The sequence below is a fragment of the Streptomyces sp. NPDC014864 genome (assembly GCF_043081525.1).
GTDB lineage: Bacteria > Actinomycetota > Actinomycetes > Streptomycetales > Streptomycetaceae > Streptomyces.
Map to the genome: position 1 here is coordinate 445,036 of NZ_JBIBWT010000003.1, position 12,953 is coordinate 457,988.

At 69.6% G+C, this 12,953-nt stretch carries 12 protein-coding genes and 1 pseudogene; 6 read left to right on the forward strand and 7 right to left on the reverse strand.

What is annotated here, in order from left to right:
* Positions 1–11: 11 nt before the first annotated feature.
* A complete protein-coding gene (locus tag ACF1A5_RS08565; RefSeq protein WP_392192081.1) occupies positions 12–1,595 on the reverse strand; it encodes an FMN-binding glutamate synthase family protein in 1,584 nt (527 codons plus the stop codon).
* Positions 1,596–1,967: 372 nt separating this feature from the next.
* Between ACF1A5_RS08565 and ACF1A5_RS08570 the strand changes: the two genes are divergently transcribed.
* The 4 genes from ACF1A5_RS08570 to ACF1A5_RS08585 all read left to right on the forward strand — a co-directional run bounded on the left by ACF1A5_RS08570 (position 1,968) and on the right by ACF1A5_RS08585 (position 6,780).
* Positions 1,968–2,951: a BtrH N-terminal domain-containing protein gene (locus ACF1A5_RS08570; protein WP_392192082.1), complete on the forward strand. Its 984-nt coding sequence runs from the start codon at positions 1,968–1,970 to the stop codon at positions 2,949–2,951.
* An 828-nt stretch (positions 2,952–3,779) separates the two neighbouring features.
* Complete coding sequence (locus ACF1A5_RS08575) at positions 3,780–5,072, forward strand: GH25 family lysozyme (protein ID WP_392192083.1); 1,293 nt, start codon at positions 3,780–3,782, stop codon at positions 5,070–5,072.
* Between the two features lie 70 nt (positions 5,073–5,142).
* Positions 5,143–5,919 (forward strand): D-Ala-D-Ala carboxypeptidase family metallohydrolase, encoded by a 777-nt coding sequence (locus ACF1A5_RS08580; RefSeq protein WP_392192084.1) that lies wholly within the window; start codon positions 5,143–5,145, stop codon positions 5,917–5,919.
* A gap of 231 nt (positions 5,920–6,150) precedes the next feature.
* Complete coding sequence (locus ACF1A5_RS08585; protein WP_392192085.1) at positions 6,151–6,780, forward strand: methyltransferase domain-containing protein; 630 nt, start codon at positions 6,151–6,153, stop codon at positions 6,778–6,780.
* Between the two features lie 123 nt (positions 6,781–6,903).
* Here the strand turns inward: ACF1A5_RS08585 and ACF1A5_RS08590 are convergent, their stop codons facing one another.
* The gene (locus ACF1A5_RS08590) at positions 6,904–7,515 is read right to left on the reverse strand and encodes a DUF2269 domain-containing protein (protein ID WP_392192086.1); all 612 of its coding nucleotides are present in this window, start codon (positions 7,513–7,515) and stop codon (positions 6,904–6,906) included.
* 255 nt (positions 7,516–7,770) lie between these two features.
* A complete protein-coding gene (locus ACF1A5_RS08595; protein WP_392192087.1) occupies positions 7,771–8,463 on the reverse strand; it encodes a TetR/AcrR family transcriptional regulator in 693 nt (230 codons plus the stop codon).
* 53 nt (positions 8,464–8,516) lie between these two features.
* On the opposite strand from ACF1A5_RS08595, the gene ACF1A5_RS08600 reads away from it, so the two are divergent.
* Positions 8,517–9,635 carry an FAD-dependent oxidoreductase gene (locus ACF1A5_RS08600; RefSeq protein ID WP_392192088.1) on the forward strand — a complete coding sequence of 373 codons (1,119 nt, stop codon included), beginning with the start codon at positions 8,517–8,519 and terminating at the stop codon, positions 9,633–9,635.
* An 89-nt stretch (positions 9,636–9,724) separates the two neighbouring features.
* Here the strand turns inward: ACF1A5_RS08600 and ACF1A5_RS08605 are convergent, their stop codons facing one another.
* The 4 genes and pseudogenes from ACF1A5_RS08605 to ACF1A5_RS08620 form a co-directional block, all read right to left on the reverse strand.
* Positions 9,725–10,354 (reverse strand): hypothetical protein, encoded by a 630-nt coding sequence (locus ACF1A5_RS08605; RefSeq protein ID WP_392192089.1) that lies wholly within the window; start codon positions 10,352–10,354, stop codon positions 9,725–9,727.
* Between the two features lie 196 nt (positions 10,355–10,550).
* Positions 10,551–11,342: a class I SAM-dependent methyltransferase gene (locus tag ACF1A5_RS08610; protein ID WP_392192090.1), complete on the reverse strand. Its 792-nt coding sequence runs from the start codon at positions 11,340–11,342 to the stop codon at positions 10,551–10,553.
* A 93-nt stretch (positions 11,343–11,435) separates the two neighbouring features.
* Positions 11,436–11,606, reverse strand: coding sequence for a transposase (locus tag ACF1A5_RS08615; protein WP_392192110.1), 171 nt, complete (start codon positions 11,604–11,606; stop codon positions 11,436–11,438).
* A pseudogene (locus tag ACF1A5_RS08620) lies at positions 11,605–12,153 on the reverse strand (transposase family protein); the annotation flags it as partial. The gene ACF1A5_RS08615 and the pseudogene ACF1A5_RS08620, both read right to left, overlap by 2 nt.
* Positions 12,154–12,188: 35 nt before the next feature.
* Here ACF1A5_RS08620 and ACF1A5_RS08625 point away from each other — a divergent pair.
* On the forward strand, positions 12,189–12,674 hold the full coding sequence (locus tag ACF1A5_RS08625; RefSeq protein ID WP_392192091.1) for a hypothetical protein: 486 nt from the start codon (positions 12,189–12,191) through the stop codon (positions 12,672–12,674).
* The last annotated feature ends 279 nt before the right edge of the window (positions 12,675–12,953 follow it).

Here is a 12,953-nt window from a genome sequence, read left to right on the forward strand (position 1 = left end):
GATCCTCCAGATCACACGGTGAAACGGTCGGGGTCGGCGGCGTGCCAGTCGGCAGCCCAGGACGCGGGGGGCTCGGCGAGCAACTGTCCCGGGGCCAGCCATTCGTAGAGCTCCTCGTAGGAGCGCTCGGTGATGGGGTCGATGCGCCGGCGCAGCATGTGCGGACGCAGTTGCGAGGGGTCGGTGACGCCCATGGAGGCCATGATCTGCAGTGCGCTGGACACCATGGCCTCCTGTAGACGCTGGACGCGCTGCGTCTTGTCGCCGACGTCGAGGGCGCGGGCGCGCCAGGGGTCCTGCGTGGTCACCCCGGTGGGGCAGGTGTTGGTGTGGCACCGCTGCGCCTGGATGCAGCCGACGGCGAACATCATCGCCCGCGCCGCGTTGCCGTAGTCGGCGCCCTGCACCAGGCGCTTGACCAGGTCCGTACCGGTGGCGATCTTGCCGCTCGCCCCGATTCTTATGCGGTCGCGCAGGCCCGCGCCGACGAGGGCGTTGTGCACGGTGAGAAGTCCCTCGGTGAGCGGGGTGCCGACGTGGTCGGCGAACTCCAGTGGTGCCGCGCCGGTGCCGCCCTCGGCTCCGTCCACGATGATGAAGTCCGGGGCCGTGCCCTCCTGGATCATCGCCTTGCACACGGCCAGGAACTGCCGGCGTGACCCCGGGCAGAGTTTGAAGCCGGTCGGTTTCCCGCCGGAGAGCTCCCGCATATGGGCGATGAAGCGGACGAGTTCGCGCGGGGTGGAGAACACCCGGTGGTAGGGCGGCGAGATCACCGTCCGCCCTTCGGGCACGTCCCGCACCCGCGCGATCTCGGCGTTGACCTTCGCTCCGGGCAGGACGCCGCCGATGCCGGGTTTCGCGCCCTGGGAGAGTTTGAGGGACACGCACTTGACGTGGTCGTGCGCGGCCTTGTCGGCGAACTCCTTGGGATCGAAGTCGCCGTCGTCGGTCCGGCAGCCGAAGTAGCCCGTGCCGATCTCCCAGACGAGGTCGCCGCCCGGCCGCAGGTGGTACTCCGACAGGCCGCCCTCACCGGTGTCGTGAGCGAAGCCGCCCGCCGCGGCACCACCGTTGAGGGCGAGCACGGCGTTCGACGACAGGGAGCCGAAGCTCATCGCCGACACGTTCAGCAGCGCCATGTCGTACGGGCGGTCGCAGTCGGGGCCGCCGATCCGCACCCTGGGCGGTGTCTTCGGGACCGGGCGGGGCGCCATGGACGGGACCAGGAACTCGTAGCCGGGCTGGTAGACGTCCCGCTCGGTGCCGTACGGCTGCTCGGCGTCGGTTCCCTTCGCCCGCTCGTAGACGATGCTGCGCACATCCCGGTCGAAGGGGCGGCCGTCGAAGTTCCGCTCGACGAAGTACTGCTGGAGTTCGGGCCGGATTCCCTCCAGGAGGAAGCGGGCGTGCCCGAGGACGGGGTAGTTGCGCAGTACCGCGTGCCGGCGCTGCAGCAGGTCCCACGCGCCCAGCAGGCCCAGCAGGGCGAGGGGGACGGCGGCGAGCCACCACCACGGCGAGATCCAGCCGGCGGCGCCGATCGCCGCGAGTCCCGCGGCGAGGGTGAGGACGACCAAGCAAATACGTGTCACTCCCCGCTCGTTTCCCCGCAACCGCGCACCATGTCCCGCGAGGTTGCCAAGAGACCGTCAAGGACGTCGTAGCAGGTAGGGAGCCGGTTCGGTACCTGCTGCCGGCCCGTGTCAACCCCGGCGGGCGGCGGCACGGTTGGTGCAGCGCTGCGACGGCCTCGCCACGCTCACCAGCACCCACGCGGAGATCCGAACGGCTGGATTCGGCGGTGAGTCTGCGGCACGTAGAGCGCAGCCGGAGTCCTCGCGTCGCGCAGAGGGTTCCGTTCACGCATGACTGGCCAGCAGCCCCGGCAGGATTCGAACCTGCGCACACGGTTCCGGAACGAATACGCAGAGCGCCCCTCGCAGTGAGGGAGGAGAATGAGCGGCATGACCATGGTGAAAGACATCGAGGCCCGCGGTATGCAGCACTGCGAGACGACGGCGCTCGGCGTGCTGCTGCGGCACGAGGGACTCGACTTGTCCGAGCCCATGTTGTTCGGGCTCGGCTCCGGACTGTCCTTCATCTACTGGGACAGCAAAGGCATGGGCTTTCCCTTCCTGGGAGGTCGGGTCAAGCCGTTCGAGCTCACCAGGAACCTGGCCGCCGCACTCGGACTCGAGCTGCTGGTCGAGGAGACCACCTCCCCGCGCAAGGCTTGGCAGAACGTAGCAGCACCCATCGACGTCGGCAGGCCGGTTGCCCTTCAGCTCGACAGCTACCACCTGGACTACTTCAGCACCAAGGTGCACTTCGGCGGCCACGTCGTGGCCATGTACGGCTACGACGAACAGGACGCCTACCTGGTGGACACCGACCCGCAGGGCGGAGCTGTCACCACCAGTCTCGCCAGCCTGGCCAGGGCCAGGGCCGAGCGCGGCCCCATGACCGCCAAGCACCGCTCCTTCACCATCACAGTGCCCAGTAGCCCGAGGACACCGCAGGACCGGATCATCCCCGCGATCAAGACCTGCGCCGACGCCTTCTTGAACCCGCCCATCGCGAACCTGGGCCACCGGGGGATCGAGAAAACCGCCACGCAAGTGCCGAAGTGGCTGCAGCGCAGCGACAATCCGCGGGAGGACCTGCCACGGGCCGCCGTCCTCATGGAGAGGGCCGGCACCGGCGGCGCTCTGTTCCGCAATCTCTACCGGGACTTCCTCGCCGAGTGCGCCCAGCTGATCGGCAGCAGCCACCTGCGCACCGGCCACAGCCTGTATACCGAGGCCGCCACCCTCTGGACACAGGTGTCCGCACTCATCGCGGCAGCAGGCGAATCCGGCGACGCGAAGAACCTCACGCAGGCCGGCTCCATCCTCCACGAGCTCTCGCGCATCGAACGCGATGCGATGCGGGCACTCAGCCTGCTTTAGGGCCTGTCTGGCGGGTCATGGGCGCAGCCAGAGTCTGATCGAGGCGACGGTGACGGTGCCGTGGAAAAGGTGGGCGCGTTGTATCAACGTCGGGTTCCGGTGGCAGCAGGACTCCACGACGTCAGTCGGACGGCCGTATCCCAATTTTCTCTACTTGGGCAGCCGTCGTCAGGATCCTGATCGATCCCGGCATCGATGGCTCCGAGTTGAACCAACTCGCCGATGACGTGGACCGGCTCGGCATTCCGGTGGTCGCCGGTCTCTCCACCCCTCCCCCTGGGACCACCTGCTCTGGCATCCCCGGTTCGGCGACGTGCCGCGCTACGCCACCCCCGCCGCCGCGCACCTTACCGGGCAAGCCCGAGAGCGGGCGCAGGCGATGGCGGCGGAGAGCGCGTCGGGCGTCCCTGTGGACCTGCTCGCGCGGGTCACCCCGCTGCCCGTGGACGGCGGACCGGTGCAAGATCCTGGGTGACCTGCCGCCGGAGCACGGCAGTCCGTCGCTGTCGAGGGCATCGTGCGTCGCCGGCCCGCGCACCCGGCGCGGACGGTTACCGGCCGGGCCGAAGAGGGGCCCGGCCGGCCGAGCTCCGGCGGCCGGGCCGGTCCCCGCAGCCATCTTCCGCCACGGGTTCCACACGCGTAGCTTATTGTCAGAGACACATCAAAAGCATGCGCGCCACCTCTCGCACCACCGCACACCGCACCGACATGACGACTCGGCCTCTCACGTGCCGTCATGCCTCGCGCCGGTCTGCGTATCGCACTCGCATTCGTCCGCCCCCACCCCACCTCCTGCGGACGCCGGCCTGACCTCGGGGGAGAAGCATGCTCGCAGCAGTCCTGTCGCGGTTCGAAGCGGAGACGGCCCACAGGCGCCGCTTCCGCCTGCCGGCCCTGGCGGCCGTGGCCCTGGCCGTCACACTCGCCCTGCCCCCTACCGCCTCGGCGGCACCCTCCGGCGGCGGAGCGGCGCCCGTCCGCATGACGCACCCGCAGGACGACCACGCCGGATCCGGACTCCAGCGTCTCGGCGGCGGCTCCCGATCCTCCACACTCGCGGCCACCGCGAGCACCGGCCCGGCTGGTCTGGACGTCAGCGGCTATCAGGGCTCCGTCGACTGGGCCGCCGTCAGCAGCGCTGGTGCCGCCTTCGCCTACGTCAAGGCGACCGAGGGCACCACCTACACCAGCCCTTCGTTCTCCCAGCAGTACAACGGCGCCGCCAACGCCGGACTGATCCGGGGCGCCTACCACTTCGCGCTGCCCGGCAACTCCGGCGGGACCGCGCAGGCCGACTGGTTCGTCGGCCACGGCGGCGGCTGGAGCGCCGACGGCAAGACCCTGCCGCCCGCGCTGGACATCGAGTACAACCCCTACGGGGCCACCTGTTACGGGCTGAGCCAGAGCGCGATGGTCTCCTGGATCCGGGACTTCAGCAACGAGGTGCGCACCCGGACCGGCCGCTACCCCACGATCTACACCACCACGGACTGGTGGACCACGTGCACCGGCAACTACGGCGGATTCGGCGCCACCAACCCGCTGTGGATCGCCCGTTACGCCAGTAGCCCGGGCACCCTGCCCGCAGGCTGGTCGGCCCAGACGCTGTGGCAGTACGCCGACTCCGGTACCTTCCCCGGCGACCAGGACACCTTCAACGGCACGCTGTCGGATCTCCAGGCCTTCGCCAAGGGCAGCACCTACAACCCGCCGCCGACGACGAGTTGGCCCACCGTGCGGCAGGGGGACACCGGTGAGCGCGTCAAGACGGTGCAGTACCTGCTCGTCGCGCACGGTGCGTCGCTGACCGTCGACGGCTCCTTCGGGCCGGCCACCGACAGCGCGGTGCGCTCCTTCCAGTCCGCGCACTCCCTCACCGTCGACGGCATCGTCGGTCCCGCCACCTGGCAGGCGCTCATCGTCACCGTGCAGCAGGGTTCGTCCGGACCCGCGGTCAGGGCCGTTCAGAGTCAACTCGTAGCGCACGGGGCGTCATTGACCGTCGACGGCTCCTTCGGGCCGGCCACCGACAGCGCGGTGCGCTCCTTCCAGTCCGCGCACTCCCTCACCGTCGACGGCATCGTCGGCTCCAACACCTGGCAGGCGCTGGTCGCCTGACGCCGACCGCCCGCACCGGCGGACCAGGACAGGGCGTCGAGCGGACCAGACGTGGAGACAAGGAGAACTCATGAATCCAGCAGGACACGGCCGCCCCGTCGGCCGCCGCACGCTGTTCCGGGGCGCAGCGGGCGTGGCGGCCGCGCTCGGTCTCGCGGCCGCGGCCGACCTCGGCTCGGCCGGACCGGCCTCGGCCTACGGGTGGAGCCGCACCCTCCAGCAAGGGACTTCCGGCTCCGATGTGGTGGAGCTGCAGATCCGCGTGGGCGGCTGGGCCGCCGCCACCGCCCAGCAGACGTATGTGGCCTGGGACGGCGCGTTCGGCCCGGCTACGACTGCCGCCGTGCAGCGCTTCCAGTCGGCCTACGGCCTGACCGCGGACGGCGTCGTCGGCCCGCAGACCCAGAGCGTGCTCAACAGCCTGGAGAGCAGCGACGGTTCGACCGCACACTTCGACTGGAGCGAGTTCTACTCCGCCGACGGCTCGGGCTTCAGCGGTGGCAAGGTCGGGTCCACCGAGGTCAAGGAGAACGTGCGCCGGCTGATGTACAAGCTGGAAGCCGTGCGCAAGAAGGCGGGCAACAGCGCCATCACCGTCAACTCCGGATTCCGCAGCGTCTCCCACAACGCGGCCGTGGGCGGCGCGTCCAACAGCATGCACGTGTACGGCGTCGCCGCCGACATCGTGGTCTCCGGTCACACCACCCTGCAGACCTACCGGATCGCCGAGACCTGCGGCTTCTCCGGCCTGGAGGCGTACACGCACTCGTGGCAGCACGTCGACAGCCGCGTCCAGTACCCCTCGTACGGTTCCGGCTCCTGGTGGTGGGAGAGCGGCGTGGTGTGAATCGCGGTCCGCGAACCGCCGCCCCTGCGGGCCGCCGTGGCGGGTCCGGCGGTTCGCGCCGCCGCGGCGGGCCGCGGCCCGAGGTGTCGGTCCTGCTCCAGGTCCTACTGGTCTTGTTGCGGACCCGGGTGGTGGTCTTGTCGTGGCAGCCGAGCGAGTCCACTGCGACGGCGCGGGATTCGGCACGGGGGCGGAGGACGGCCGCGAACGGTGGGTGTTAGCTTCCTTCCCGTGGCGGAGCACCAGGATGAGACCAGGGCGGCCTACGACGGCGTCGTCGAGCTGTATGCGTCGATGTTCGCTGATCGACTGGAGACGCGGCCGTTCGCGCGGAACATGATCGGCACCTTCGCCGAGCTGGTGCGTGGGACGGGAAATTCGCGAGTGGCCGACGTCGGCTGCGGGCCGGGACATCTGACGGCCATGCTGCACGAGCTCGGGCTGGATGCCTTCGGGTTCGACCTCTCCCCAGCCATGGTCCACCACGCCCGGCGGGCCCATCCGGCGCTGCGGTTCGACGAGGCGCGGATGGAGGCCCTCCCAGTCGAGGACGGCACGCTCGGCGGAGTGCTGGCCCACTACTCGATGATCCACACCCCTCCTGAGGAACTACCCGCGCTGCTCGCCGAGCAGGCGCGTGTCCTGGCGCCAGGGGGCCTGCTCCTGGTCTCGTTCTTCGCGACCGAGGCGCCGGAGCCGGTCCGCTTCGACCACAAGGTGACGCCCGCCTACAGCTGGCCGGCGGACCGGTTCGCCGAGCTGCTGGCCGGGGCCGGGCTCGTCCCGTTCGCCAGGCTGCTCCACGACCCGGCCTCCGAGCGGGGCTTCCTCGACGCCCACTTGCTGGCCCGGCTCCGCTAGAGCCCGGGCTTCTACCGGTGGGCTCTCGTAGTCAGCTGTCGCTGGCTCCCCGAGGAAACCAGCCTGTCGGTGACCTTGCGTGATCTCCTGGGATGTAGGGACGGAAGCGCATTTTGTCCGAGTTCACTTCGAGGCGGGCCTGCGGCCCCATGGTTTGAAGACGGACAGGGTGACGTTGGTGAGATACAGCAGGAGCGCGACGGTGGGGACGATCACCATGTTGTAGCGGATGAATCCCAGATCCATGCCGGAGATGGGGCCCACCGGAAGCCGGGCGACCGCGTCCGTCGCGTCGTGCAGTCTGGCGGTGAGGGCGAAGATCGAGGCCGCCGTCGCCGCGAGGGTCAGCCAGAACTTGGCGCTGACCCAGTAGTACCGGAACAGCCCCCAGGGCGTGCCGAGGGCCAGTACCACGCCGCTGGCCATCGTGAGCAGGCTCAGCGGGATGATCAGGACGTCTCCCAGCATCGCCATCGACCGGTAGGCGGTCCGCAGGGTGTCGGCATCGTCCGTCGCCAGCGCTCTCGTCCCCAGGGTGAGCAGGCAGAGCATCAGTGCCAACCAGCTGACGGAGACGACCACATGCACGACGACCATGCTCTTCCGGGCCTTTTGAGACAGCCGGGGGCCCGAACGCCGTCGCGCGCCGTCGCCGGCGGGCGTGGCCACCGGCCGCGATCCGGCGGAGGGAGGCATGCGCACCACCATCAGGTCGGGGGACAGGTACCCGGCCATGCTCTCCGCCCCGGCCGCCCGGGGCATCCGCCGGCGGAAGTAACTCCTGCTGCTCCGAGGTGAGTACGGTCGGCGCTCCCAGCAGCTCAGCGGATGGACCCTGCGGGTCCCCAAAGCTGGAGATGGTCGACCGGCAGGTCTACCCCCCTGGAGGGGCGGAGGCAGCCGGAGTTGCCCGGGTCTTCCCCGAAGATGACGGGGTCCTCGATGCCGGCCTCGTTCAGGACGAAGTTCTGCCGGGCGGTCGACTGAGCGTCACGCCGGCGGCCGGGTGAGCTTGGCGGCCACGGCGTCAAGGACCCAGTCCAGGCCGGTCGCGAAGGATGTCTCGGCGTCCACGTCCGTGCCGTCGTAGACGGCCTTGGCCAGCGCCGGGAAGCGGCCCGTGGCCAGCATCCTCGTCACATGCGGGCCGGAGGCGCGCTGCCAGTCGCGCTTGGACAGGCCCGTGGCGCGCTGGGCCCGCAGGTTCGCGATCTCGCGCCTGATCGCGCCGGTGACGTAGGCGCTGACAGTCTCCGCGGCGCGCATGACGGTGTCGAGGCCGGCGAGGCCGTCGAGGGGGGCCAGTTTGGCCTCGGTCACGGCGAGGCCGTTCGGGCCCAGGGCCGGGCGGCCGCCGAGCAGGTCGGCCAGCCATTCGTGACGGAGAGCGGTCCGCCTGGTGCGGTGGGCGAGGACGCGCAGCGCCTCCCGCCAGTCACCGGGCTGCTCCTCGGGGAGAATCTCGGCGTGGACCTCGTCCACCATGAGGTCGAACAGCTCCTCCTTGGTGGAGATGTAGCCGTACAGCCGCATCGGGCCGGCGTTCAGCCGGGCGGCGACCTTGCGCAACGACACCGCCTCCAGCCCGCCCTCGTCGGCCAGCGCGATGGCGGCGGCGACGATCCGCTCCCGGTCGAGCGGCACGGGGCGAGTCGGCGGCTCCGGCCGGTCCCACACAGTCATGGCCACATCGTACTGTTGCGATGCATTGTAATGAGGCAATACAGTGTATCGACATGAGACGCCGCATCGCAGTGGTCGGGAGCGGCCCCGCCGGCCTTACCTTCGCCCGTGTCCTGCACCGCCATGATCACCCCGTCACCGTCCTCGAACGCGATCCCGCCCCCGACGCCCGCCCCCCAGGCGGCACGCTCGACCTGCACGAAGGGATGGGCCAGCTCGCACTGGACAAGGCGGGGCTGCTGGCGGAGTTCCAGGCGCTGTCCCGGCCCGAGGGGCAGGCCATGCGCATCCTGGACACGGACGGAACCGTCCTGCGCGACTGGCGACCCCGTCCGGACGACCGGGCCAATCCCGAGATCGACCGCGGGCAACTGCGTGACCTGCTGCTCGGGCCTCTGGACGTCCAGTGGGGCCGGGGCGTGACGGAGGTGGTGCCGAAGAGCCGGGAGGGCGTGCTGGTCCATTTCGCGGACGGGCGGCAGGAGACGTTCGACCTCGTGGTCGGCGCGGACGGCGCCTGGTCCCGGGTCCGCCCGGCAGTCTCGTCGGTGACGCCGCACTACACCGGCGTCACCTCGGTCGAGACCTCCCTGGACGACGTCGACACCCGCCACCCCGGCCTCGCCCGGCTGATAGGCGACGGTTCCCTGGCTGTCTACGGTGTGAACCGGGCTCTCGTCGCCCAGCGCAACAGCGGCGGCCACGTCAAGGTGCACGCCCAGTTCCGCGCGCCGCTGGACTGGCACACACACCTGGACCCGGCCGACGTCGAGGCCGTGCGGTCGAGCCTGCTGGCTCTGTACGACGGATGGGCCGCTCCCGTCCTCGACCTCCTCCGCCACGGCACCGCTTTCGTCCACCGCCCCCTCTACGTCCTGCCCGTGTCCCACACCTGGACCCACGTCCCCGGGGTGACGCTCCTGGGCGACGCCGCCCACCTGATGCCCCCACTGGGGGCGGGCGCGAACCTCGCGATGCTGGAAGGCGCCGAACTCGCCGAGTCCATCGCCACCGGCCCCGGAGATCTGGACGAGGCCGTCCGCGCCTTCGAGGAACAGATGTGGGCACGGGCAGGCAGGTGGGCGAAGATCACAGTGGCCGGTCTGGAACGCCTCGTGAGCCCGGACCCCTCCGAAGCCCTCGCCCTCTTCGACCAGGTCCAGCCCTCCTGACCGCCAAGCGCGAGAGCGCCGGGGATCGGAGCCCCGGCGCAGTCAGGGCCCCACCATGCGCGGTTCGGCGCGCAGCCGGGCCGCAACCGCTACGAGCAGCTCTCCCCGTACTTGACCGCGTTCAGCGTGACCGGCTGCCCGTTCAGCTTCGCGCCCGCGGCCGGCTGCTGACTGCACACCTGCCAGTTCGACTCGATGAGGACCAGGCGGTCCGCGCCCGTCGCGTCGTTGACGGTGATCGAAGTCCCGGAGTCGAGCGCGCCACGGGCGGCCTTCACGCTCTTGCCGTGAAAGTCCGGCATGCTTCCGCCCGCTGCGGACGGTGCGGTCTGGTCGTGGGCGGGGCAGGTCTCGTCGAGCTTCACCGCGCCGAAGTCGAGCTGGGCTTCGGTGCTCGCGGTGGTGCCGGCTTTCGGGGTCTGGGTGCAGACCTTCCAGTCGCGGTCGAGGATCTGCATCCGATCCCGGCCGAGGGAGTCGTGTGAGGTGAGGTTGTAGAAGCCGGCCTTCTGGGCGGTGTCCTGGGCTGACTGGAGGCCCATGCCGACGAAGTTCGGGAGCGCCTTCTTGGTGGTGCTGCCCTTGCTGTTGTCGCCCGCGCTGCTGCTGCTGGTGGTGGCGCCGCTGCTGTTGCCGGTCGTTCGGGTGGGCTGGCAGGCGGTGGCGGTGAAGAGGGTGGCGATGATGGCTGCGGTGCAGGCGAGTGTTGTGCGGTTCACGGGACCCCCTTGAGTGCTTCGTGAGGGGCGAGCGTACGACGCTGTGGGCGGGCGCGTGGAGCGCGTGACGGGGTTGTAACGGGAAGCGGTCCGGTTTCTGGATCAATCCCGGTCCGACCGGCAGCCCGGTGTGCAGCCACAGCGCGCCACTTGGCCATTCGGAGACACGGCCGTCCCGGTCGGCCCCACGGCTGGATCAGCCCGGCTTGACCGCCAGCGTCGCAAAATAGTTCGACATGTATTGAGCGGATGCGTTGGACTGGTGCGGCGCTTCCGCGAAGCCGGTGACGACGAACCCCGCGGCGAGTTGCCCGCCGATCTGGTCGGTGAGGGTGTGGCTGTATTCAAGAGGGGCATCCGCGCCGAACTTCGTGGCGCGTTCCTCGGCGGAGTACTGCGTGACATCGCTGTAGGGCAGCTTGTGGACGACGATCAGCTCGCCGCGCTCGTCGAGCGCCTCGTGGTCGAACAAGTACGCATCAGGGTTGAGGAAGCCCGCGAGCAGAGTTCCGCCCGGCCGCAGAACGCGGAAGCACTCACGCCACACCGGTGCCAAGTCCGGTACGAACAGGTTAGAGACCGGATGGAATACGACGTCGAATGTTGCGTCGCCGAAGGCGCTGAGGTCGCGCATGTCGCCCAGGACGGTGCGCAGCTCGAGTCCGTCGCGCGCCGCCACCATCTGGTCCTGGCCGAGCTGGCGGGGTGAGTTGTCGAATACGGTGACCCGCGCCCCTGCGGCGGCGAGGATGGGACCCTGCTGGCCACCGCCGGAGGCCAGGCACAACACGTCGTTGCCGGTCAGGTCCGCCGGCAGCCAGGAACGGTCGACCGGCTCACGCCCGATGAGAACAATCGACCAGTCGCCCATGCGGGCGCGCTCGACATCCTCAGCACTCACCGGCCTCGACCACTCGATGCCCTCTTGGACACACTTGTCCCAGGCTGCCCGGTTGTGGGCAACCGGGTCGACAACAATGTCCTGCACGTTTAACTCCCTGCTACAGCCAGGCGGACACCTGCGGTACTGACAGTTCGGTGCTGCTAGCCAACACGATTGCAGGGCGCGGGCTCAACGAAATTAGCGGGCATCGAGGTGTCCAAGGGCTCGACGGGTGGTCGCGCAGCGGGTGCGTAAGCGCTGGTCGCCGGGGTTGCGGAAGCCGTAGGCGTCGCGGGCGATTGTCTTGATGACCCGGTTGGTGCCCTCGGAACCGGCGTTGGTGATCCCGGTGTGCAGGAACGCAAGGATCTCTGAGGATCCTCCAGCTCTTCATCCGGGCGAAGACGTGCTCGACGCGCGCGCGGACCTTGCGGTGAGAGGAGTGGTGTCCCTCTTTGAACTCCGGGAGTTCGGCCTGGCCGCGCTTGCGGCAGTGGGATGACCGGACCGGTGCCCCGCTGGCCGCCGTCCGTGACGACCGTGGTGCGGCCGACGACGTCCCACGCCGGACAGTTCCCACGCCCTGCAGTCGTTACGGTTGCGCGGTGTCTTTACGCAACCGCCCGCGCGGCGGGAGCGCGAGCGACGGCCCGAGATGGTCGATGATGCGGTCGGCCACCGACTTCGAGACGCCGAAGAGCGGGGCGAGCTGCCGCAGGGCCAGGTTCGTGCGCCTGTACGCGGCCACCAGTGGAATCCGGTCTTCCAGCGGCAGGCTCCACGGCCGGCCCTCGCGGACCGGATCCGCGCCGCCCTCTCGCCGTAGCACGCTTACCGGCTTGCCGAACTGACGCGCGCTCAGCCCGGTGAACGGGGCCATCCAGCACGGCTCGGCCGCCGTGATCACCCCCGCCACAGCGAGATCGTCTCAAAGATCGACGGCGTGGCACGATGACCGCCATGGCAGGTCAAGTCTGGGTGTCACTCATATCGCTGGGCGGCGTTGTCCTCGGTGGCGTGTTGTCCTACCTCGTCCAGCACAGGACTCAACTCTCAGCGGAACGCGCTGAACAGCAACGACAGCAGATCGCCTTGTCGGAGGCCCGGCGCGGGGAACGGCTGGCGCTGTTGGAGCGGTTCATCGAGGTGGGGGCCGAGGCCGAACGCTCCGCCTTCAGTCGCCCTTCCGAGTGGGAGGACACCGACGCCTGGTTCCTCACGACCCGGGACGTCATGAACAGGCTCTGGGTCGCGGAGCGGCTCATCCGCATCCAGTTCCCCCTGGCCGTACACGACGCGGCACGCGCGTACTTCCTCGACCTCAACCGGACGGTGTGGGAAGGCTTGCCCGATGGTGAGAGCGTGCGGGACTACCTGGAGGACAACCGGCTGGCGTTTCTGGATGCGGCGCGCGTGGTCATGGGGCTGGAGTACTAGGCAATCACAGCACCAAGGGATGTCCCGTAGAACATCTTCGGGGTCGGCGCGTGCAGGACCACACCGACGCTTGACCCCAACCAAACTTGAGCTTCTAGTAGTGCTTCGTTAGGTTCTGCTTCTGCTTCTGCGGCTGTTTCTGGGAAGGGTCCGGCCGCAGGTGGTGCAGGTGCCGGTCCAGCACCTCAGCAGGTCCTGGAGTGCGTCGAGGACCTGGTAGAGGGTCAGGCCGGCGTCCGGGCTTTTGGGTCGAGCCGCCTGAGGGTGAGGAATGCCTGG